Raw genomic sequence first — 22,941 nt, forward strand, 5'->3', positions numbered from 1 at the left:
ACCTTGTCCAGCGCGCTGTGCAGGGTGCTGACGGCATGCTGGCTGGTGTGCTGATGAAGTCGCAGTTCTGGCAACGCTGGGCAGGCACCCCCATGAACGCGCGGCAAACGCTGGTGCTGAACCGTGTGCTGGACGGCATGGAGGGCAAGCTCACCAACGCCAAATGGGCAGCCATTGGCAAATGCTCCGCAGACACGGCACTGCGCGACATCAACGACCTGCTGGCGCGTGGCGTGCTGGGCAGGCTGGACGGCCGGGGGCGGAGTACGGGGTATGAGTTACAAGCCAAATAGGGCTGTAGCCCTTGTGGAATGTGCACAAGAAGCTATTACTAAAATAGCGACGACTGGTCGCATCACTATGAACGACGCGAGTGAGGCCGTTTCTTCGTCACCAAGTTAAACACGACTCCACCCCTTCGAACCGCGTCAGCGCACAGGTGGAAAGTCTTTTTGGTGCTGCATGCAATATGCACGGTTGCCGAATTGAGTTCTTCGATCCATGCAGTAGCTGAACACGGCTGGTGTAACTGTGTGACCGCAAGTAAAGCACCAGTACCGCTTCACTTGTCCTTCAGCGGGCGCAGAAAACTCTGGTTTCGACGGTTGTGTCGGTTGAATTTCGGGGGGCGTTGTTGTTCTCAATATAGGCCTGGGGGCCATAAAGTCCGGCAGTTCAAGAAGATTCATTGGGCGATGTACTTTGGCAACTGCCCGAGCAATGGTTTCAAGACTGTCAGAGTTTTTTATCTTTAAAAGCGTTCCAAACATGTTCGAAGCCGTGGTGCTCTTGTCAATGAACCGCTCCCGCCAAGTCATAAAACTATCTGCTTTGATGACATGACTGCTGTCAAACATTTTGGGATTGGGCCGCGTGATGGTTGCTTTCGGATCAACCAAAACAACATGATGAAACGACGGATTCAAACCGAGCAGCCCTTTGACTTCCAATTTTTCTAGCAACTTGCGCAATACCAATTCGTGCCGTTTGCTTTGTTCTATCGGTGACGGTATGCCCCGCACACGACCACCGCTGTATTGAACGGAGAACTCCCCTTGCTCCGTGATGGCCAAATTACCATTGAAATTTTTCGTTTCGAGTAAATAAAAATCCAAGAAGCGCGAGATGATCAAGTGGTCAATTTGAGCTACCTGTCCATCGACCTCGATACGCAAATCATGAATCACCGCATTATTTTTTGAATCACGAAAATAGCTATCCAAGTAATGTGCAGCATCTTTCTCACCCTGAACACCCATGCGATGCGCCCATATATTTTCCCTCAACCAGTCCTTTTGATCCTGATTCAAAGTGCTTGAATTTTGAAGATCCTCAAGAAGTTTGAGGCGCTTGGATTTATCGTCTGAAGATTTGATTAACATAGCCAATTAATTAAGTATAGAGCGGCACCCCATATAACCTGAGTTTAGCCTCTATTGTGCATGCGTGGCCTTCGTCAATTTATCTATTCGAGTCGGAACCATCAATACCGTATAGAGCTTTGCCTTCAATAACTGACATCCACGCTGCCCGAGCAGGAAATTTAAGATCGTGGTTTACCAATCTCAACCTGGCGTGTTCTTTGAATTTTTCGAGTGAACAGTACGCTGTCAAAAGCACAATATCTTTTGGTAGGCTGTAAGTTTGCCCCTTATTGCTATCAAAACTATGTCGGAGTAATTCTAGAGCAAAGTTATCCAAGTTCGGGGCTGCAGTTTTTATTGCCTTAAACACTCCTCGACATGCATAAGGTATCGCACGGGCAAGTATAAAAAACACAAAACCAGGATTTGATGTGGCAAAGATTTCGCCGGTTTTGCAAGTTTCCAATACATTCGTGGCAAAAGTCTGCAACATTGATTCTTTACAGCTGGACGCTGCAGTCACCGGTTCGGGCTGCTCATCTTTGTGCCACAAATAACTTCGCCCAATCAAATTGGCGGCAACAGTCAACGCATGCCTAGATTTAATAATTTTTTCCGCGATTGCTTCACCTTTGTCGGGGCCTACTGCCTTAACTACATAGTCGATTGCACGAAGTGCGATGGCCTCTGATCTGAGCACAAAGAGTTGGTCACGCGCCTTGGAGCGCACGGGAAACGGATTTCGGTCAGCCAATGCAGCGATTGACAAACATAAAGCATCCAAATCATTGATCCCTTTCCCGTCACTGAATTGCGCGACATCGCCTAGCGTCTCCATGAATTCAAAACAATTTTCAGATGTAAGAGCATCAGCAATCACATCCCGTTCATTGGCCTGATGCAGGTATGTTCGAGCGGCACCCAGACTTACGTCAGCACTGCCAATATTCATCTGTAGTGCGACGAGCAGTCTGGCGGGATGGGCAATGTGGCCCGCTACGTCGGAAACTTGCCCAAATGCAAATTCATCGTCGGCTTCAGCCACCAAAGGGAAAAGGAACTGAACGACTCGCTTGACCTGCGCTGGCAATTGGCATGCCTCTAGGGCGGCTTTTCTTTCGTCAGTCCCAACTTGAAGAAGGTCGTCCGACTTCTCGCCTAAGCCACTGCTGTTCGGAAAACGTCCAACAAAGTAGGTCGGACTCCTGCGCAGAAGTTCGAAGATCGGCGTTGCCTTGACCATCAATGCGGCTAGGCCGACGATATCGGCAAAGTTGACCTCACCGCGAATAGCTGGCTCGATGACTCGTACCGTATTGAAAACACGCGTCACGTCCCGAGGTTGCGCAAGCAACTCACGGAGTCCGGCAAAGTACAAACTTGAAAGTCGATTTTCATCATCTTTAAATCGCGACTTCAACGCTTCAGGATCAATGCGAGTGAGCGCATTGTTGATAAGTTGCCCTCTTGCTGAAAGCGAAATGCTCGGCAACGGTATGCGAACTTGGACAATCTTGTCCAAATACGATTCCGCCTGCGGCACGTTGACTCTTTTGAGAGCATCGGCTACATACGTTGGATCCCAGGCCAGCACATAGCCCAAATTAGGCAAGTCTCCAACTGCTTTAATAATCCGAATCATCTCAAATACTTCGAGAGGAAACAGTCGATCAATATCGTCTATGAAAATGATGATCGGTTTTGGGTATTTTTTTAGCGCTTGTTCGACGCGCTGCTTGTGTTGTTCAATATCAGGGGTTTTGTACTCGGCAATAGAGCCAGCAGATTCGCCGACAGATTCAATCACCGTCTTGATTATTGATGCCCATGGTTCTGCTCCTGGCACTAATTTGACGATGTCAAAAACTTTGGAATAGGACTTTATTTCTCTGGCAACTCGTTTGCCCTCTTTCGCGTGGTCACTCAGCGAAATCTCCTTAGAGATTCGGGCCAGAAAATGCCTCAACAGGGCATCACGCTCACCAACCAACCATGGATTAAAGTGAACAATTACTGGACGCAGGCCTTCACTTGGTTGCAGCAATATATCTTCAATCATGGCCAAAGCGGAGGTCTTGCCACTGCCCCATTCGCCTTCAACTGAGAGAACAAACCCGTTAACAGAGGTGACTTTTTGAAGCGCGCCAGCCGCTGCCTCGGCGAATGATTTCCGCGAAAGGACATCCTTCTTGATTGCGCTGCCCGCAACCAAAGGTTGGTCAAAGTCAATTTGTAAGTTTTGTGCGGTCATTTGTTTATCGCTTTGTTGTCAACTACTGCTTTGGTGATCTATCACCTCAATGTCTTCCCAAATCGCCCATCACCCCCCACCCCCAAAACCAACCTCTGCGTCGCCCGCGTTGCGGCCACATAAAACAGCCGCGCCTCGTCTTTCTCGGGCTCGCCGGGGGCGGGCATGTGGCCTACGCCGGGCAGGGCCACCACCGGGAACTCCAGGCCTTTGCTGGCGTGCATGGTCATGACGTGGATGTGGTCGGCAGCGGGCTGGAAGTCGCCGGTGCGTTTGCGCACGTTGTAGGGCAGGCCGCGCTGGTGGAGTGCGGCGGCGCACAGGTCCATGGTGTGCCAATCGCGGCACAGGATGGCCATGTCGCCCCAGGCGTGGCCTTCTTCGTGCGCGGCGCGCAGGCTATCGGTAATGGCGTAGGCCTCGTCGCGCAGGCTGGGCAGCCGGATGATCAGCGGGGCCTCGCCCTCGCGCCCGCAGCTGATGGGTTTCACCAGCGGGATGCCGTCGTCGTCTTTGTCGTTGGCGGTCAGCAGGTCAGCCGCCACCAGGCTGGCGGTTTGCAAAATCTGCTGGGTATTGCGGTAGTTGATTTTGAGGATGGTGGTGCGGCCCTGGGCCTGGATGCCCAGGCTTTTGAAGCTGAAGGCTTTGGCACGCGCGCGTTCGTAGATGCTTTGCGCGTCGTCGTACAGCACCAGCAGGCTGTTGGTGGTGGGGTCCACCATTTGCGTCACCAGCTTGAGCCATTCGGGCGCAAAGTCGTGGCCTTCGTCGATCAGCACCGCCTGGTATTGGCCGCTGGGGATGTGTCTGCGATCCACCCCGCGAATGACGGCTTGCACCAGTTCTTCAAAAAAGTGAGCACCCTGCCCAGGCAGCGTCTGGCCAAAGGCACGAATCTGCTCATGGCACCATTTGTGAAAGTGCCGCACATGCACGCGCTCGCTCAGGCCCCTGGCTACCATCATGCTGTGGAGTTTGACGCCCAGCGGCTCGTTGTAACAAAGGATCAGCACCGGTTTGCTGCCCGGTGCGCCAGCTTTGGCCAGGTATTCGGCGCGGTAGCCCAGGATCATGGTTTTGCCGGAACCGGCCACGCCGTGGATCACGCGGTGGCCGTCGCCCAAAGACCGTGCCAGTTGCTCCTGCTGCAAGTCCATCACACGCATGATGCCGGGCAGGTCGGCCTCGGCGTCGTTGTCGTCAAAGAGGGCGCCCTGGGTGGGCACACGCACCTGCGGGAACAAGATCCAGCGCACGCGGTCAAGCATGGGCAGGCTCAAAGCGCCGCCAAAGCTGTGGGGGAACATCTGCCACAGCCGTTGCTGGAAGGCCTCCACATCGGCGGACTCTTCCATCTCGTCTTTGCAGATCACGTAGTGGGGTTCGATGGCCTCGCCCAGGCCAGCGGCCTCAAACTGCTTGCGGGTGATGTGGGTCAGCACCACACCGTGCCCCCACGGAAAAGCCAGCTTGCCCTGGTGCGGGCCGTCGGCCTGCACCAGCTGGGGGTCGCGCTCCAGCGCGTTGACCACCTGGATGGCGCAGTGGCGCGCCTGCGCCAGCGGGTTGATCACCACCTTGGGGCCGTTGTGGCCCAAGATGTCCCACGACTGGCGGTTGGCACGCAGGATGGTGTCGAGCTTCCAGTCCTTGGTTTCCAGGATCAGCAGGCCGCGGCGCGGGTGCAGCAGCACAAAGTCGGGGTGGGTTTGTTTGGGGCCGATGGGGACGTCGTACCAGAGCAGGTAGTCGTCGTCGAGCTTTTGCTCCAGCCGCTGGGCCAGGCGGCGCTCGCCGCTGGTCATGCGGGCTATGCATGCACCAAGTGCTGGTAAAAGGGTTGCCACTGCGCTGTCCCGTCCCTGAGATTTGCCTCTCAGGATTATGGGACAGGCACGTGCCGTGTTACATGTTTAACGGCACATTTATAACGATGGGGCTTGGCTCAGTGGTGGTGGCCGTGCGCGCCGTGAACGTGGCCGTGGGCCAGCTCTTCGGCGCTGGCGGCGCGCACCTCGGTCACCTTGAGGCTAAAGCGCAGTTCCAAACCAGCCCAGGGGTGGTTGCCGTCCAGCAGCACGGTGTCGCCCTTGATCTTGACCACGCGAAAAGCCTGTTCGCGCCCGTCGGCGGTGTGGCCATGTAATTGGCCACCGACCTTGACACCCGGCGGGAAGTCGCGGCGCGGCATGGTTTGCGCCAGGCTCTCATCACGCAGGCCAAAGCCGTCTTCGGGTTGCAGCACCAGCGTGGTCTGAAAGCCTGCAGTTTTGCCTTGCAGCGCTTCTTCGATTTTGGGCAGGGTGTTGTTGTAGCCGCCATGCAGGTAGGCCATGGGCTCTTTGGCTTCTTCAAGGAGTTTGCCCTTGGCGTCGGCCACTTTGTAGCGCAGGGTGACAACGGTGTCTTTTTCGATGTTCATGGGAATGTGGGTGTTGGCCAGCGGGTGCGGCGGGTTGGGCATTTTCGCGCAAGGTGGCTGTCGGGTGGGGTGTGAGGGCTTGGCCGCCGCTGCGTGGGTGTTGTCAAAACACACGCCACACGGCGATTTGTTTGGCTGGACTCTGAGCCACGTCAAAACATGGCCAGATTGCGGTGGCTTGATCTCAGTCAATCCTCTACGATCCGGCGGCCCGGTCAGGGGCGCTGAACGGCAGGCCTGTTTGGCACAGCCTCTGACCTCTTTTTTTCGTTTGCGCAACAGCAGACAAAACGCTGCCACTTGCCCCACCTGTTACCGCTTTATGCCCGCTCTCACACTCAACCTCGCCGACTTTTCCCTGGAACACTTCATGGCCCACTACTGGCAGCAAAAGCCGGTGGTCATCCGCCAGGGGTTCAAGAACTGGGCCGACCTGATTTCTCCCAACGAGCTGGCTGGGCTGGCTTGTGAGGACGAGGTCGAGTCACGCATGGTCTACAAACAAGGTGAGCAATGGCAGGCCGAGTTTGGGCCGTTTGAGTCGTTCGAGCGTTTTGGCGACAACGGCTGGACGCTGGTGGTGCAGGCGGTGAACCACTGGTCGCCTGAGGTGGCCGAGCTGGTCAAGCCCTTTGCCTTCATCCCCAAATGGCGGCTGGACGATGTGATGATCAGCTACGCGGTGCCCGGCGGTGGTGTGGGCCCGCACATTGACCTGTACGACGTGTTCATCTGCCAGGGCAGTGGTCGGCGCCGCTGGCGTGTGGGTGATGTGGGCAACCACCGACAGTTTGCCGCGCATGCCGCGCTCTTACACACCGACCCGTTTGAAGCGATCATCGACACCGAGCTGCTGCCCGGCGACATCCTGTACATCCCGCCGGGTTTCCCGCATGACGGGGTGACGCTGGAAGAGTCGATGAGCTTTTCGGTGGGTTTTCGTGCCAAGTCGGCCTGCGACATGCTCAGTGGCCTGGCCGACTACGCCATCGACAAAGACCAGGCCCAGCACCTGCTGACCGACCCGCACCGCCCGATTCACCAGCATCAAGGCCAGATCGACAAAGCTGACTTTGCCCGCATCAAGGCGCATCTGCAAAGTGTGCTGGACAACAACACGCTGCTGGCCGACTTTGCTGGCAGCTATTTCTCCAAGACCAAATGTGCGCTGGACCTGCAGGCATTGGACGAACCGCTGGACGCGGCCGAGCTGATCAACGCCCTGCGTGAACAGCCGTTGGTGCGCACCGGTGGCCTGCGCTGCTTTTATGTGGACGAGACACTGGCACAAGGCGTGTGTTACGTGGACGGTGAACGTTTTGACTTTGGCCCGGCCTGCAAGGACGCAGTGCTGGCGCTGTGTGACCAAGACGAACCCGCTTATGCCGCGCTGCAAAGTGGTTTGAACAACCCGGAACTGGTGCGCCAGCTCACCGAATGGGTCAACGCGGGTTACTGGTATTTCAAAGACTAAGGGCGCATCACACAAAGGTGTTCTGCGGTCTGGCCAGCTTGCGCTGGTGGACCCGGCGGGTGAAGCCCTGTCAGTTTTTGAGGTTATACTCTCGCCTCATTCAAAAATTTTGACACGTCGCTGGTGAAGTTCTTCCTCCTCTATTTGCTGCCCGTGCTGGCCCTGACGGCCTGCCAGCGGGCGCCCGAGACTGCACCTGCTACCCTGCCCAAGACGGCAGTGACTTTGTTGCACTATTTCCCCGGTCAAATCAGCCGCGGTCTGCCGGATGTGACGCGCAGTTTTGATGCCCAGTCCACCCAATTTGAGCTGAAGTCAGTCTTGCTGGACCATGACGCTTTCAAAACCGCCATCCAGGACAGTGTCAAGGGCGAGCAACCGCCTGACCTGTACTCCAACTGGGCGGGGGCGCGCACCGCTGTTCTGGTGCCCGATCTGGAGCCGCTGGACGATCTCTGGCAGGAGGAAGGGCTGGACGGGCGTTTTCCGCCCGAACTGGTGCGCCAGGCCAGTGACTACCATGGCCACAAATACATGCTGCCAGTGGCCCAGTATGGCGTGACTTTTTTCTACAACAAGGCGGTGTTCACCCAGCACCACCTGACACCTCCCCGCACTTGGGATGAGTTCCTGGCCGTCTGCGCCACCCTCAAGGCCAACGGTGTCACGCCGATCGCTCTGGGTGCCAAAGATCGCTGGCCCGCGCAGTTCTGGTTTGACATGCTGCTGCTGCGCACCACACCCTATGCGTTCCGGCAACAACTGATGCAGGGACAGGTGCGTTACGACGACCCGCAGGTGAAAGCCGTGTTTGCGCTGTGGGCCAGTCTGATTGACAAAGGCTACTTCAACCCGAACCCCCAGGAGCTGGGTTGGTACCGGGGCGCCAATGAGATGGTGTTCAAGGGCAGCGCCGCCATGACCCTGATGGGCAGCTGGAACTTCGACTACTTCAGCAACGACGCACACCAATGGGTGCTGGGCCAGGACTATGACGTGTTCGCCTTTCCACAGATCAGGGGCGATGTGCCACGCGTGGCGCTGGGGTCGGTGGACGGCCTGGTGCTGCCCAAAAAAGCCATCAACAAAGAAGGTGCCAAAGAGGTGCTGCGCTACCTGGCTGGCCAGGCGCAGCAGCAGGCCTTTACCCGCCACTCTGGCGCACTGGCACCCAGTAGCCAGGTGCCACGCAGCGCTTACAACGCTGCACAGCAACGCCTGTTTGACGACTTTGGCCGCAGCGTGCACTTTGCTTTTGCCTACGACCTGAGCACCCCACACACTGTGGCTGAGCTGGGGCTGCACGCGTTTGCAGAGTTTCTGGCCTTGCCCAAGGCCTATCCAAACATTCTGAACCGACTGGCCCGGGAGGCAGCTGCGTACTTTCAGGCGAACCCAGCCCACTGAGCATGCGTTTTCTCAAACAATTCAGACTTCACGACAAGATCCGTATCAGTTTTGGGGCGCTAACCGCGCTGATCCTTGTGAACGCTTTGGTGGTGGCTGCAGCCACCCATGCCATCGTCGGGCTGGTGGGGCAGAAACAATACGTGGCCGAGGTGGTGTCCGAGGTCGACAAGGTGCGGCTGCTGGCCAGCCGCTATGTGAATGCGCTGTCGCCAGCCGTGGCCCGGCAGGTGTTTGCGGGCCTGGAGAGCACCCGCCTGCGCATCAACGCCGCCGCCCAGGCACAGGCGCTGGATGCAGAGCAGCTTGCCACCATGCGCTCGCTGCTGGGCGATTTCTTGCTGCATTTCGAGAAATACATGGTGGAGGCGGACCAGAAAGCGGCCGTGAAAAAGCTGTCGCTGAGCCTGAACCAGCGCATGAGTGCCCACCTGGACACCGCCCAGCTCATCAACCTCAGCCCGCGTGACCGGCGCGCCCTGGCTGAGCTGCAGTCTGAGGTGATGCGGCTGCAAGGGCTGGGGCAGGCCATCCAGCTGAACCTGCCGCTGAACCGCTCCGGCGGGTCCGCCTCCATGCGTCTACAGCAGACCTTGACGCAGCTGCGTGAGAGCGCCCAGCGGCTGCGCACGCAGTCGGATTTTCAGCAGTTGGTCTACAACCTCCAGCGCGATGCCACCGACTACGTCACCAGTCTGGAGAAATTCAACCGGTTGCAAGACCTCAACAACGCCACAGAGCAACGGCTGACTGACATCTCCGACACGCTGCAGCAACGCAGTCAGCAGGTCAGTGACAGTGTGGACACAACCATCCGGCGCCAGATGTCACTGGCTGTCACGCTGATGGGCACCATCTTTTTGCTGACCCTGCTGTGTGCGGTGGTGTCATCACGCTACCTGTCGCAGGAAATCCTGCGACCCATCCGCGCGCTGGTGAATGTGACGCAGCAAATCGGCCAGGGTCAACTGCAGGTGCGTGCCAAGCTGGGTGTGGGTGATGAAATTGGGGAGCTGGCGCAGTCGTTCAACGACATGACAGAACGTTTGCTCGGCCAGAACCAGGCTCTGGCCGTGGCACGCCAGGAACTGGAAAAGCGGGTGCAGGCGCGCACACTGGAGCTGGCCGAGCGTAGCCTGATGCTGCGCCAGATCATCGACACCGCACCGATTGCGATTTTTCTGGTTGACATGCAGGCCCGTATTACCGAGGCCAATGCCGGCATGAGTGAGATGTTTGGCATCCCGATGGCCAAGCTGCTGGGCATGAACTACCTGGACCTGATGGAGCCGTCCGAGGTGCCTTTGCGGCGAGAGACGATGGGTGCGCTGATGCGTGGGGAGATTCCCATGGTGGACCAGGACCGCAGGTACCGACGGGCCAATGGCGAGGTTTTCTGGACGCATCTGACCGGCAAGCCGTGGCTGGGCACCCAGGGTGAAAAACTGGGCCTGATTGGTGTGATTGCCGATGCCACCGAGCGCAAACGCGCCGAAGAAAAACTGCAACTGGCCGCCAGTGTGTTCACCTATGCCCGTGAGGGCATCGTGATCACCGACGCCCACGCCCGCATCATCGATGTCAACGACACCTTCACCCACATCACCGGGTTTGAGCGCGCCGATGTGATGGGCCGCAACCCGCGCATGCTCAAGTCCAAGTACCAGACCTCGGCCTTCTACCTGGACATCTGGCGCACACTGACCCGCACCGACCAGTGGAGTGGCGAGGTCTGGAGCCGCCGTAAAAACGGCGAGGTCTACGCCGAAATGCTGACCATCAGCGCGGTGCGCAACGGCGACGGCCAGTTGCAGAACTATGTGGCGCTGTTCTCCGACATCACCCCGATCAAGGCGCACCAGCAGCAGCTGGAGAACATTGCCCACTTCGACCCGCTGACCCAGTTGCCCAACCGGCTGCTGCTGGCCGACCGGCTGCACCAGGCCATGCTGCAATGCCAGCGCCACGAGAACCAGATGGCGCTGGCCTACCTGGACCTGGATGGCTTCAAGGCCATCAACGACACCCATGGCCATGACGCGGGTGACGAGTTGCTGGTGACCCTGGCACAGAGCATGAGACACAGCCTGCGTGAAGGCGACACCCTGGCACGGATTGGTGGTGACGAGTTTGTGGCGGTGCTGGTCGACCTGAACGCGCTGGATGACCACGAGCCGCTGTTGCAGCGCCTGCTGCAGGCGGCCTCCAGCCCGGTGGCGGTGCGGGGCAAAAGCGGCATGGTCGAGCTGCAGGTTTCAGCCAGCATTGGTGTCACGCTGTACCCGCAGGACAACTCGGATGCCGACCTGCTGATGCGCCACGCTGACCAGGCCATGTACGTGGCCAAACAAAGCGGCAAAAACCGCTTCCGGCTGTTTGACGTGGCGCACGACGCCGCGATCAAGACCCAGATAGAGAGCCTGGCGCGCATCCGCAGTGCGCTGGACCAGCGCGAGTTTGTGCTGCTGTACCAGCCCAAGGCCAACCTGCTGACCGGCCAGATCACCGGCGCCGAGGCCCTGATCCGCTGGCAGCACCCTGAGCGCGGGCTGCTGCCACCGGCCAGTTTCCTGCCGGTGTTTGAAGACCACCCGCTGAGTGTTGACATGGGCGAGTGGGTGATTGCCACCGCGCTGGCGCAGATGCACACATGGCAGTCCCAGGGGCTGCACCTGCCGGTCAGTGTCAACATTGGCGCGCGGCAGTTGCAGCAAGACGGTTTTGCCGAACGGCTGGCGCTGTTGCTGGCGGCCCAGCCCGAGGTGGCGCCGGGTCAGCTGCAGCTGGAAGTGCTGGAGACCAGTTCCCTCGAAGACCTGGCCAAGGCCGGGGTGGCCATGGTGGCCTGCCAGAAGCTGGGGGTGAGTTTGCGCTGGATGACTTTGGCACGGGCTACTCCTCACTGACCTATTTGCGCCGCCTGCCTGCCGACACGCTGAAGATTGACCAAAGTTTTGTGCGCGACATGCTCGACAGCCCGAACGACCTGGCGATTGTGCGCGGTGTGATTGGCCTGGCCCACGCCTTTGGCCGCGAGGTGATTGCCGAGGGAGTGGAAACCGCTGCCCACGGCGAGCTGCTGGCCAGCATCGGCTGCACCCTGGCCCAGGGGTATGGCATTGCCCGACCCATGCCAGCGGCCGAGTTGCCCGAATGGATGACACGCTGGCACCAACACGCGCAGTGGACGGCCTGAACCCGCCCAAGTTGGCCGAAAATGCACCGGCCAACCCCACACACACCATGCGAAACAAAGTCCCCGACACCCATACGGCCTGCCCTTGCGGCAGTGGTTTGACCTACGCCCAATGCTGCGGCCCCTGGCACAGCGGGCTGGCGCAGGGCCAACACGCCCCCACGCCCGAGGCACTGATGCGCTCCCGCTACAGCGCCTACGTCAAAGGCCTCATCGACTACCTGCTGGCCACCTGGCACCCCAGCACCGCACCGGGTGAGCTGGAGCTGCCGCCCGTGAAGTGGCTGGAGCTCAACATCCGCCACACCGAGACCAGTGGGGATGCCGGCGTGGTCGAGTTCGTCGCCCGCCTGCGTGACGCCGGGCGCGGCGCCCGCCTGCACGAGATCAGCCGTTTTGTACGCGAAGACGGCCGCTGGCTCTACATCGACGGCACCCATCCGGGCAAGGATGAGGCTGCGGCCTGAGGCGCTGGCGCCACTGATTGCTTTGAAAAAGGTAGCTGCTTGCCCTTGTTCCATAAGGGCTAGAGGCATAAAAAATGGATAAAAATGGGTTGACCTGAATCTCGGCTGGTTCGGTCCCAAATCCATATTTGGTAACTATTCACACGATTAGTGTTTTAATAGTTCAAAAATATTGCTTCAACCATCCAATGACTAGCCGCACAGGAGCCCCCACATGACCGCTGTACTTGAGCCGCAGCCCGCTGTCTCGCAAGACCGGGGTGCGTTGGCCAAAATGGTGATGACTTTGCTGGACCACTGGGCCTTGCCCACCGAGGACCAGGCGGCGCTGCTGGGCATTGCGACCAGCAACCGAGCGGCCTTGACGCGCTACCGCAAGGGCGAGGCCATCGGCACCAGCCGGGACCAGTTTGAGCGTGTGGGTCATCTGCTGGGCATCCACAAGAACCTGCGTTTGTTGTTCCCGCAAAACCGCGAGCTGGCTTACCGCTGGATGTCGACCCGCAACAAGGCGTTTGACAACCTGACGCCGGTGGAGGTGGTGAAAGCCTGGGGTTTTGCCGGTTTGCTGATGGTGCGCGCCTATCTGGACCGTGCCCGCGGGGTGTGATGGATTCGCTGTTTGCCCACCTCACGCTGGCCGATGTGCACCGCAGCGTGATCCGCAATGTTGTGTCCATCGGCACATCCCAAGACCTGTTTGATGACTTGACCAGCAGCCCGGCTGAGTGGGCGATGGCGCAGCAGGTTGAAGACGAGGTCAAACCCCCGCTCTATGTGTCCAGAACCCCGGTCATCCACCGGCCGTTTGAAGATGCCGCCTGGGCCAACGCGATTGGCTGGCCCTTCAAGCACTGGCAACGCAGCCGGTTTTCTGACGGCTCGTTTGGCGTCTGGTACGGCTGTGACTCCGCCGAGACCTCGGTTTACGAGACCGCTTACCACTGGTTCAACGGGCTGCTGAGTGATGCTGGGTTTGAAAAAGAAAAGGTGGTGGGTGAGCGCAAGCTGTATGACGTGAGCTGTGATGCGGCGCTGCTGGACTTGCGGCCTTTGACTGCCCAACACCCCGGCTTGATGCACCCAACCGACTACAGCGCCACCCAGTCGGTCGGTGCCAGATTACACCGCGAAGGCCATCCCGGCTTGGTGACCACATCGGTGCGTTATGCACCTGGCACCAACTACGCGGTTTTGAACCCTGCTGTGTTGTCCAACCCGCGGCTTCACTGCCAACTGACCTATCGGCTTGATGGCCAACACATCGTCGTCGAGAAGCAGCCTGGCGTGATGTGGATGGACGTGGCGACGGCGGCGCTTTGACGCGTGGCACTGATTTTTGCACCCTACCCTTGAGCTGAGCCAGGCATCAATGCACCCTGCACACACTATTGGTTTGATAGTTACCTGCCCTTGTTTTATGAGGGCTAGGGATCACTTTGATGTTTAAAGCTGGCGCTGCCCCGCGCATTGTTCTGGCCACACTGAACGCGCGCTACATCCACGCCTCGCTGGGCCTGCGTTACCTGCTGGCCAACTTGGACCAGCACGGTGGTCCGGGCTTGCGTGCCCTGACCCAGCTGCGCGAGTACACGATTTCCCGGCCAGCTCAAGAGGTGGTGGCCGACCTGCTGGCCACGCTGGGCGAAACCAATGGCGCGGTGCAGATCATTGGGTTTGGGGTGTACATCTGGAACGTGACGCAAACGCTGGCGGTGTTGCACCTTCTCAAAGCGGCGCGGCCAGACATCAAGGTCGTGCTGGGCGGCCCCGAGGTCAGCCACGAGACAACTCAGCAACCCATCACCACCCTGGCCGACTTTGTCATCACCGGCTGGGGCGATGTGAGTTTTGCCAAGCTCTGCCGCGCGCTGATCCACGGCCCGCAGCCTTTGATGAAGATCATCGCCGGTGAACAGCCCAACCTGGCCGACATCAACCTGCCCTACGGCGAATACAGCGAAACCGATCTGGCGCACCGCCTGTTGTATGTGGAGGCCTCGCGCGGCTGCCCGTTCAAGTGTGAGTTCTGCCTGAGTTCACTCGACAAAACCGCCTGGGCGTTTGAACTGGACCGGGTGCTGGCAGCGCTGGAGGTGCTGTACCAACGCGGTGCGCGCAACTTCAAGTTTGTCGACCGCACCTTCAACCTCAAGGTGGAGCACTCGGTACGCATCCTGCAGTTTTTTCTGGATCACCTGCCCGCCGCAGGTGCCCCGGCCAACGAGCAGCTGTTTTTGCACTTTGAGGTGATCCCCGACCACCTGCCCGAGCGGCTCAAGGCCATGCTGCGGCAGTTTCCACCGGGCGTGCTGCAGCTCGAAGTGGGGGTGCAGAGCTTCAACGCCGAGGTGCAACACACCATCTCGCGCCGCCAGGACAACGCCGCGTCTGAAGCCAACCTGCGCTGGCTGCTGACCCACAGCCACGCGCACCTGCACGCCGACCTGATTTTTGGCCTGCCGGGTGAGACGCTGTACAGTTTTGCGGATGGGTTCGACCGCCTGCTGGCGATTGGCCCGCACGAGATCCAGCTCGGTGTGCTCAAACGCCTGCGCGGCGCGCCGGTGGCGCGGCACAGCGACGAGCATGGCATGGTCTACGACCCCGAGCCGCCCTACACCGTGTTGCACACCGGCGTGGTCGATGCCAGCACCGTGCAACGCTTCACGCGCCTGGTGCGCTACTGGGACTTGCTGGCCAACTCGGGGCGTTTTGCCCAGACGCTGGTTTTGCTGTTGCAGACACCGCCCGCCGCCGATGTGATTGGGGCCTTGGGTGGCACCGAGGCAGAGCAGGCCGCCGCGCAAACCTCGCCGTTCTGGCGGTTCTGGCTGCTGTCAGACTGGTTGTGGCAGCGCCTGGGCAGCACCCACAAACTGACGCCTGAGCTGCTGGTGGACACGTTGTTTGCCTACTTGAGCCAGAGCCTGCCCCCCGAATCCGTGCGCCAGGCCCTGTTGGCCGACTACCTCGGCAGCGGCGCCCGTGCCAACCCGCAGGTTTTGCAAGGCCTGCTGCCGCGTCAGGCACCTGCCGCCGCCAAGGCAGCACGCACGCTGGCGGCGCGGCAGGAGCGGCACCAAACCCAGAGTTGATTCCGGATTTCACGGAGCTATATTCCGAAATTTACGCTTTAACATTCCGAATTTAACGGCACCAAATTCCAAATTTGACGCTACCATGTGCGTATGAATACGGCATCTCTCTACCCCCGTTTGATCGAAACGCGCATGGCTGAGGCCTTGGCGGACACACCGGTTGTTTTGCTGGCAGGGCCACGTCAAGTCGGTAAAACCACTCTGGTGCGCCAACAAGCCCTTGCCATGGGCATGCGCTACCTGACGCTGGACGATGACTTGACGCTGCTGTCAGCCCGGCAAGACCCGACGGGCATGGTTCGCAGCTTGGACTTGGCTGTCATCGATGAAATCCAACGCGCGCCACAACTGCTGCTGGCCATCAAAAAAAGTGTGGATGAGGACCGCAGGGCCGGGCGCTTTTTGTTGACGGGCTCTGCCAACCTGATGACGCTGCCTGCGGTAGCCGACTCGCTGGCTGGCCGGATGGAAACCTTGTCCCTGTTGCCACTGTCTCAAAGTGAGTTGCACGGGAATGCTGCCAACTGGATTGATGCGGCATTTGCTGGCCAGGTGCTGACGGCTTCAACGGTGATGGTGGGGGATACATTGGTTGAGACAGTTCTGCGCGGCGGTTACCCCGAAGCCTTGTCTCGCTCGACCGAGCGACGGCGCACGGCGTGGGCGCGTCAATACACCGACGCATTGATCCAGCGGGATGTCCTAGACGTGGCTGGTATCGACAAACTCGCCGAGTTGCCGCGCTTTTTGCGCTGCCTGGCGCAAGTGTCTGGGCAAATGTGCAATTACTCCCAACTGGGTGCGCAGGTGGGCCTGGACAGCAAAACGGCTGCACGCTACACGGGCGTGTTTGAGCAGATGTATTTGCTCAAACGGGTTGACGTGTGGGCCAGAAACCGACTCAAACGCGTCATCAAAACCCCCAAGCTTCAGTTTCTTGACGCTGGCTTGCTGGCCACGCTGGCCGAGCTCGGTTTTGCCGAGGCACACCACAACCGTGCCCGGTTTGGGCATGTTCTGGAGACCTTTGTCTACAGCGAATTGCTCAAACACACCACAACCGCTGAGGGTGACTATCGACTGCTTTATTACCGCGACCTCGATCAAGTGGAAGTGGATGTGGTGATCGAAAACGCTGCCGGGCAATTGGTGGGTGTGGAGGTGAAAGCGGCAGCCACAGTCGATGAGCGCGATTTGCGTGGCTTGAAAAAACTAGCCAGCGCGGCAGGAGACCAATTCAAGATGGGTATCTTGCTCTACGACGGCACAGAGACCCTGCCTTTGGGTGACGGACTGTGGGCCGCCCCCTTATCTACGTTATGGGGCCAAACAAGCCCATTAGGCAGGCAAGGCAGATAACGCTGAAATCCTCCGATTTTTAGTTATTTTTATAGCATTTATCCCAATAAAACATTGGGCTACGGGTCATTTCGACTATCAGACCGTGATGTATTTGACCAGCACCGGCGCCAGCTCCGGTGCCGTGTCGCCGATGTGAATCAGGCTCAGCAAGGAAGCTCGTGCCCGCTCGGCAGAAGCCACGTCCGCGGCATGCACCACAGCCAGTGGCTCACCCGCCTGCACGGCTTGGCCGATCTGTGCGAAGTCTGAGAAACCGACACGCGGGTCCACGGTGTCGCTGGCCAGGCGCCTGCCGCCGCCGAGTTCGACCACCGCCAGGCCAATGTCGCGGGTGGCCATGCCGGTGACAAAACCGCTGCGTGGCGCGGGTACGGCCAGCGTGACCGGGGCGCTGGCCAGGTAATGGGTCGGGCGGTCCACAAAGTCGGCCGGGCCGCCCAAGGCAGTCACCATGCGAGAAAACTGATCTAGCCCTCGTCCACTCTGTAAAGCTTGGTCTATTTTTTGTAGCGCTTCGGCCTCGTCTGTCGCCAGGCCGCCCATCAGCAGCAGCTCGGCACTCAGACGCCGGGTCACTTCCAGCTGGCGCGGCTCGGTCGCCTGACCTTTGAGGAAGGCCACGGCTTCAAGCACTTCGAGCGCGTTGCCAGCGGTGTGACCCAGCACCTGGTTCATGTCGGTGATCCAGGCGCGCGTGGGCAAACCGGCGCCGCCAGCCACCTGCACCAGCGACTCGGCCAGAGTGCTGGCCATGTCGAGCGAGTCGGCAAAGGCGCCGTTGCCCACCTTCACGTCCATCACCAGGCCCTGCAGTCCGGCGGCGAGTTTTTTGGACAGGATGCTGGCGGTGATCAGCGGCACCGATTCCACCGTGGCGGTCACGTCGCGGATGGCGTAGAGCCGCCGGTCTGCCGGGGCCAAGTCTGCCGTCTGGCCAATGATGGCGCAGCCTGCGGCCTGCAAGGCGTGATGTAACGTGGCCACGTCGGGCGTGGCGTTGTAGCCGGGAATGCTGCCCAGTTTGTCGAGGGTGCCGCCGGTGTGGCCCAGGCCACGGCCCGAGATCATCGGCACCACACCACCACAGGCCGCCACCAGGGGGGCGAGCATCAAGCTGATCTTGTCACCCACACCACCACTGGAATGTTTGTCCAGGATCGGGCCATTGAGCTTGGCACTGGACCAGTCCATCACCAGGCCGGAATGCGTCATGGCCTGGGTCAGCGCCACGGTCTCGTCACGGCGCATCCCTTTAAGGAACATGGCCATGGCCAGCGCGGCGGCCTGGCCTTCGCTCCAGGAGCCATCGACCAGGCCCTTCACAAAGCTGTCAATGTGGGGGCGTGCCAGCGTGTGGCCGTCGCGTTTGATGCGGATGATTTCCTGGGCAAGCATGGGGGTTCCTGTGGGCGTGGGTGTTTAGCGACCGTAGGTGGCGGTGAAGCTGGCTTTGTCGAGCAGCAGGGCGCCCAGACCTTTGTTGAGCACAAAGGAATACAGCGATGGGCTGCCGGTCTTGGGGATACCACCGGCCTCGGCCAGATCATCCACCGCCAGCGCGTAGAGGGTGAAGATGTAGCGGTGCGGTTTGTCGGCCTCGGGTGGGCAGGGGCCACCGTAGTTGCCGTTGCCACCGGTGGCGCCGGTGTCGAGGTAGTCGGTGGCACCGCCATAAGCCGGAGCAGGCAGCTTGGCCGCTGCATTGCCCGCGCCCTGGGGCAAAGAGGTCAACGTGGGTGGCAGGTTGTAGACCGTCCAGTGCCAGAAGCCCGCGCCGGTGGGTGCGTCGGGGTCAAACACCTGCAGCGCGAGAGACTTGGTGCCCGGCGGCACGTTCTGCCATTCGAGCGCGGGCGACACATTGGCACCCTTGCAGCCAAAACCGTTCAAAACAAATTTGTTGTCAAAGGTGCCCATCGCCAGGTCCGGGCTGGACAACATAAACGGCGCCCTTTGCGCACTGGCCGGCCCGCCAGCCAGCCCCATGACCAGAGCGAGGGCACAAGGAACACGGAAGAACAGTGTGGCGCAGGGCAAGTTCATGGTGGGTCTCCTGGTGGGGTTGAACAACTCAGTAACCGCTGCTGGGCACGGCGGCGGGTGTGGCCGTGGGGTTCAGCACCGATTCGATGTGGCCAAAGATGCTGCTGGCGCCAATGCGAAAACGCTTCGGCGTCAAAGCCTCGGCGCCCAGAATCTGCTGTGTCAATGCTTCGTAAAAAATAGCATCTTGCACCGTTCGGATGCCGCCTGAGGGTTTAAAACCCACTTTGTCTCTGGCAGCAGGGCTGGCTGCAATGGCGTTCAACATGATTTGCGCCGCCTCAGGTGTGGCGTGGGTCGCGGTTTTGCCGGTGCTGGTTTTGAGGAAGTCGGCGCCAGCGGCCAGGGCCAACTGGCAGGCGCGTTCGATCAGCGCCGGGGTTTTGAGTTCGCCGGTCTCCAGGATCACCTTGAGCACCAGGCCCGGGCAGGCCTGGCGCACAGCTGTGAGCAGCCGGGTGACCGCTGCCTCATCCCCTGCCATCAACGCCCGGTAGGGCAGCACCACATCCACCTCTTGCGCACCGGCCTGCACGATTTGCAAGGTGTCACGCACGGCGGCATCCACATCGGTGTGGCCATGTGGAAAGTTGGCCACCGCCGCCACACCAATGTGGGCTGGCAACTGCGCGCGGGCAAAAGCCGCCAGGCGCGGCCAGACACAGACGGCCGCCACCGAGCCCATCGGCCCCTGCGCGCGTTGGCAGAGCTGGGCAATGTCAGCTTCGGTGTCGCCATCGTTGAGGCTGGTGAGGTCCAGGCAGGCCAAGGTCAGGCGCGCGCTGGCGGGCAGGTCAAGTGACCAAGGGAGTGTTTGTGGGGTATTCATGGTGGGAATGATACGTTTGACCTGCCACGGGAGGTCACCCTGCCTGTCATCAAAATTTAACAAGCCTTCGGTCTAATGAAAACGTTTTCATAACGAAAGATCTTGTGAGCATCAGAGAACTCGCAGCGCAGACCGGCGTCTCCATTTCCACCGTATCGCGGGTGTTTAACCTGCCTGACAAGGTGAATGCCGACACGCGCGCCCATGTGCTCCAGATGGCACAAGCCATGGGTTACCTGCCCAACGGCAGTGCCCGCAGCCTGCGCACCCAGCGCAGCCGGGTGATTGGTGTGGTGTTGCCAACGTTATTGAACCCGGTGTTTGCCGAATGCCTGGACGGTATCGCCCAAGCCGCCAGCGACGCGGGTTACGCCATCCTGCCCATGACCACCAACTACCAGCTGGCGCAAGAAGAGCAAGCGGTGCAGCAGCTTTTTGCCAGCAATGTGGACGGTTTGGTGCTGGTGGTCTCCAACCCCGCCACCTGCAGTGCCCTGCAGCGCTTGCGCACCGCTGGCCTGCCCTATGTGCTGGCCTACAACCGGCATGTGGATCACCCGTGTGTGTCAGTGGACAGCGAACTGGCTGTGCGCCAGGTGGTGGCGCGGCTGGTCGCCCTGGGGCACCGGCGCATCACCTTGATCAGCGGCAAGTTGGCGGCCTCAGACCGCGCCCAGCAGCGCCAGCGTGGTTTTTTTGCGGGTATGGCCGAGCACGGGCTGGATGGCTCACAGTGGCTGGAGGTGCCGTTTGTTGAAACTGCAGTCACAGAAATTACCGCCTTGCTGCAAGGCAGCCAGCGCCCGACCGCGCTGGTGTGCTCCAACGACCTGATTGCCATCCGCAGCATCCGCGCAGCGACATTGGCGGGCCTGCGGGTGCCGCAAGACATCAGCATCACCGGTTTTGACGGCATTGCTTTGGGTGAGGACCTGACCCCCATGCTCAGCACGGTGACCCAGCCCAACGCGGACATTGGCCGCTGCAGTGTGAAGCTGCTGCTGCAGGCTTTTGCCGATGGCGTGCCACCCGCCCCCAGCGCCAGCCTGTTGCTGGAGCAAGGTTTTCGTACCGGTGAATCCTGCGCCCCGGCGCCCCTGCCTTAGTCCCTATTTCCAACAAAAAGAAGCTGTTCTCTGTTCCCGTTCCAACCTCTCTCTTTTTTCCCATCGGAGTTTTTATGCGTCAATCTTTGAAAAACCTCACCCGTGCTGCCTTGCTGGCGCTGGGTCTCGTGGGCGCCAGCGCTTTTGCGCAGAACGCCATTTGTTACAACTGCCCGCCCGAGTGGGCCGACTGGGCCAGCCAGATCAAGGCAATCAAGGCCAAGACCGGCGTCACCGTGCCGCCGGACAACAAAAACTCAGGCCAATCGCTGGCGCAACTGGTGGCTGAGAAAGCCAGCCCGGTGGCCGATGTGACCTACCTGGGTGTGACCTTTGCCATCCAGGCGCAAAAAGAGGGTGTGGTGGCCGCCTACAAACCCGCGGGTTGGGCCGATATTCCCGATGGCCTGAAAGACCCGCAAGGTCACTGGTTCACCATCCATTCCGGCACCATGGGTTTCATGGTGAATGTGGACGCGCTCAAGGGCAAAGCCGTGCCCAAATCCTGGGCTGACCTGCTCAAACCCGACTACAAAGGCCTGATTGGTTACCTGGACCCGGCCTCGGCATTTGTGGGCTACGTGGGCGCCGTGGCGGTGAACCAGGCGCGTGGTGGCACGCTGGACAACTTCGGCCCCGGCATCGACTACTTCAAGGCGCTGCAAAAGAACGAACCCATCGTTCCGAAACAAACCGCCTACGCCCGGGTGTTGTCGGGTGAAATCGCCATCCTGCTGGACTACGACTTCAACGCTTACCGTGCCAAGTACAAAGACCAGGCCAATGTGCAGTTCGTGATTCCTGCCGAAGGCACGTTGGCGGTGCCTTATGTCATGAGCCAGGTGGCCAACGCGCCGCATGTCGACAACGCCCACAAGGTGCTGGACTTTGTGTTGTCCGACGAAGGTCAGGCGATCTGGGCCAATGCTTATCTGCGCCCGGTACGTGCCACGGCCATGCCCAAAGACATCCAGGCCCGTTTCCTGCCCGCCAGCGACTACGCCCGCGCCAAAACCGTGGACTACGGCAAGATGGCCGCGGTGCAAAAGGGCTTCTCTGACCGCTACCTGAAAGACGTGCAGTAAGTCTGTTTGGAGGCGCCCCGCATGACTTCCCCCTCTCGCCTGCTGGGCGCCTGCGCGGCGCCGGCCGTGGCTTTTTTTGCGGCTTTCTGGCTGCTGCCGGTGGTGCGCCTGTTCGCCCTGCCGGCAGACAAGGGCTGGGCCACCTATTTCGCGGTACTAACCGACAGCCGTTACCTGCACAGCCTGCTCAACACGCTGGGCCTGTCGTTGGTCGTGACCTTGGCCACGCTGCTGCTGGGTGGCCTGGTGGGCATCACGCTGGCGCGCTCGCGTTTTGCGGCCAAGCCGCTGCTGCTGTCTTTGCTGACATTGCCGCTGTCGTTCCCTGGCGTGATCATTGGCTTTTTCATCATCCTGCTTGGCGGTCGCCAGGGCCTGGTGGCTGATCTGACCGAGTGGCTGGGCCTGGGCCGCACCACCTTTGCCTATGGGTTGACTGGGCTGTTTCTGGGTTATCTGTATTTCTCGCTGCCGCGCGCGATTGCCACCTACACCGCCGCCGCCAGCACCATGGATGGACAGCTGGAAGAGGCCGCACGTTCGCTGGGAGCGTCTCGCTGGCGTGTTGCCAAAGATGTATGGATTCCCGAGCTAACCCAGACCACCATTGCTTGTGGCGCTATTGTTTTTGCTACATCGATGGGGGCCTTTGGCACCGCCTTCACCTTGGCCAGCAAGTTTGAGGTGCTGCCCATCACGCTCTACAACGAATTCACCAACTACGCCAACTTCGCGCTGGCCGCCAGCCTGTCGATCACGCTGGGCATCATCACCTGGCTGAGCCTGTTCCTGGCACGTCATGCGGCTGGCCCGGCTGCCGCAGGTGCATAA

At 59.9% G+C, this 22,941-nt stretch carries 17 protein-coding genes and 2 pseudogenes; 12 read left to right on the forward strand and 7 right to left on the reverse strand.

From position 1 onward, the window contains the following. Positions 1-11: 11 nt before the first annotated feature. A pseudogene (locus RF819_RS09705) lies at positions 12-293 on the forward strand (DUF4172 domain-containing protein); the annotation flags it as partial. A 135-nt stretch (positions 294-428) separates the two neighbouring features. Here RF819_RS09705 and RF819_RS09710 read toward each other — a convergent pair. The 4 genes from RF819_RS09710 to RF819_RS09725 form a co-directional block, all read right to left on the reverse strand. Then, positions 429-1,382 (reverse strand): nuclease-related domain-containing protein, encoded by a 954-nt coding sequence (locus RF819_RS09710; RefSeq protein WP_078364800.1) that lies wholly within the window; start codon positions 1,380-1,382, stop codon positions 429-431. A gap of 79 nt (positions 1,383-1,461) precedes the next feature. Then, the gene (locus tag RF819_RS09715; protein WP_078364801.1) at positions 1,462-3,615 is read right to left on the reverse strand and encodes a KAP family P-loop NTPase fold protein; all 2,154 of its coding nucleotides are present in this window, start codon (positions 3,613-3,615) and stop codon (positions 1,462-1,464) included. 41 nt (positions 3,616-3,656) lie between these two features. Then, positions 3,657-5,423, reverse strand: a complete 1,767-nt coding sequence (locus tag RF819_RS09720; protein ID WP_078364802.1) for a DEAD/DEAH box helicase — start codon at positions 5,421-5,423, stop codon at positions 3,657-3,659. 140 nt (positions 5,424-5,563) lie between these two features. After that, positions 5,564-6,040, reverse strand: coding sequence for an FKBP-type peptidyl-prolyl cis-trans isomerase (locus RF819_RS09725; protein WP_078364803.1), 477 nt, complete (start codon positions 6,038-6,040; stop codon positions 5,564-5,566). A 322-nt stretch (positions 6,041-6,362) separates the two neighbouring features. Here RF819_RS09725 and RF819_RS09730 point away from each other — a divergent pair, with 322 nt between their 5' ends. From RF819_RS09730 to RF819_RS09765, 8 genes and pseudogenes are all read left to right on the forward strand, one after another. After that, positions 6,363-7,514, forward strand: a complete 1,152-nt coding sequence (locus RF819_RS09730) for a cupin domain-containing protein (protein WP_078366876.1) — start codon at positions 6,363-6,365, stop codon at positions 7,512-7,514. Positions 7,515-7,637: 123 nt separating this feature from the next. Next, positions 7,638-8,921 carry an ABC transporter substrate-binding protein gene (locus RF819_RS09735; RefSeq protein WP_158081253.1) on the forward strand — a complete coding sequence of 428 codons (1,284 nt, stop codon included), beginning with the start codon at positions 7,638-7,640 and terminating at the stop codon, positions 8,919-8,921. A gap of 845 nt (positions 8,922-9,766) precedes the next feature. Next, positions 9,767-12,117 (forward strand): annotated as a pseudogene (locus RF819_RS09740) (bifunctional diguanylate cyclase/phosphodiesterase). A 47-nt stretch (positions 12,118-12,164) separates the two neighbouring features. Further along, the gene (locus RF819_RS09745; RefSeq protein ID WP_078366877.1) at positions 12,165-12,584 is read left to right on the forward strand and encodes a YchJ family protein; all 420 of its coding nucleotides are present in this window, start codon (positions 12,165-12,167) and stop codon (positions 12,582-12,584) included. Positions 12,585-12,798: 214 nt separating this feature from the next. Continuing rightward, complete coding sequence (locus RF819_RS09750) at positions 12,799-13,194, forward strand: MbcA/ParS/Xre antitoxin family protein (protein WP_078364805.1); 396 nt, start codon at positions 12,799-12,801, stop codon at positions 13,192-13,194. Beyond that, entirely contained in the window at positions 13,194-13,907 is a 714-nt protein-coding gene (locus RF819_RS09755; protein ID WP_078364806.1) for an RES family NAD+ phosphorylase, read from the forward strand. Before RF819_RS09750 ends, RF819_RS09755 begins: the two co-directional genes overlap by 1 nt. Positions 13,908-14,026: 119 nt before the next feature. Beyond that, the gene (locus RF819_RS09760; protein WP_078364807.1) at positions 14,027-15,682 is read left to right on the forward strand and encodes a B12-binding domain-containing radical SAM protein; all 1,656 of its coding nucleotides are present in this window, start codon (positions 14,027-14,029) and stop codon (positions 15,680-15,682) included. A gap of 93 nt (positions 15,683-15,775) precedes the next feature. Continuing rightward, the gene (locus RF819_RS09765) at positions 15,776-17,044 is read left to right on the forward strand and encodes an ATP-binding protein (RefSeq protein WP_078364808.1); all 1,269 of its coding nucleotides are present in this window, start codon (positions 15,776-15,778) and stop codon (positions 17,042-17,044) included. Between the two features lie 78 nt (positions 17,045-17,122). On the opposite strand, the gene deoA is transcribed toward RF819_RS09765, so the two are convergent. The 3 genes from deoA to deoC are packed head-to-tail and all read right to left on the reverse strand — an operon-like array spanning position 17,123 to position 19,919. Further along, on the reverse strand, positions 17,123-18,442 hold the full coding sequence (deoA, locus tag RF819_RS09770) for a thymidine phosphorylase (protein ID WP_078364809.1): 1,320 nt from the start codon (positions 18,440-18,442) through the stop codon (positions 17,123-17,125). 24 nt (positions 18,443-18,466) lie between these two features. Further along, positions 18,467-19,090 (reverse strand): YbhB/YbcL family Raf kinase inhibitor-like protein, encoded by a 624-nt coding sequence (locus RF819_RS09775; protein WP_078364810.1) that lies wholly within the window; start codon positions 19,088-19,090, stop codon positions 18,467-18,469. A 28-nt stretch (positions 19,091-19,118) separates the two neighbouring features. Further along, positions 19,119-19,919 carry a deoxyribose-phosphate aldolase gene (gene deoC, locus RF819_RS09780; protein ID WP_078366878.1) on the reverse strand — a complete coding sequence of 267 codons (801 nt, stop codon included), beginning with the start codon at positions 19,917-19,919 and terminating at the stop codon, positions 19,119-19,121. Between the two features lie 104 nt (positions 19,920-20,023). On the opposite strand from deoC, the gene RF819_RS09785 reads away from it, so the two are divergent. The 3 genes from RF819_RS09785 (at position 20,024) to RF819_RS09795 (ending at position 22,941) form a co-directional block, all read left to right on the forward strand. Beyond that, the gene (locus tag RF819_RS09785) at positions 20,024-21,025 is read left to right on the forward strand and encodes a LacI family DNA-binding transcriptional regulator (protein ID WP_078364811.1); all 1,002 of its coding nucleotides are present in this window, start codon (positions 20,024-20,026) and stop codon (positions 21,023-21,025) included. Between the two features lie 74 nt (positions 21,026-21,099). Further along, positions 21,100-22,110, forward strand: a complete 1,011-nt coding sequence (locus RF819_RS09790; protein WP_078364812.1) for an ABC transporter substrate-binding protein — start codon at positions 21,100-21,102, stop codon at positions 22,108-22,110. A gap of 21 nt (positions 22,111-22,131) precedes the next feature. Beyond that, on the forward strand, positions 22,132-22,941 hold the full coding sequence (locus RF819_RS09795) for an ABC transporter permease subunit (RefSeq protein ID WP_143541662.1): 810 nt from the start codon (positions 22,132-22,134) through the stop codon (positions 22,939-22,941).

Origin of the sequence: Rhodoferax fermentans (assembly GCF_002017865.1) — a bacterium.
GTDB classification, from domain to species: domain Bacteria; phylum Pseudomonadota; class Gammaproteobacteria; order Burkholderiales; family Burkholderiaceae_C; genus Rhodoferax; species Rhodoferax fermentans.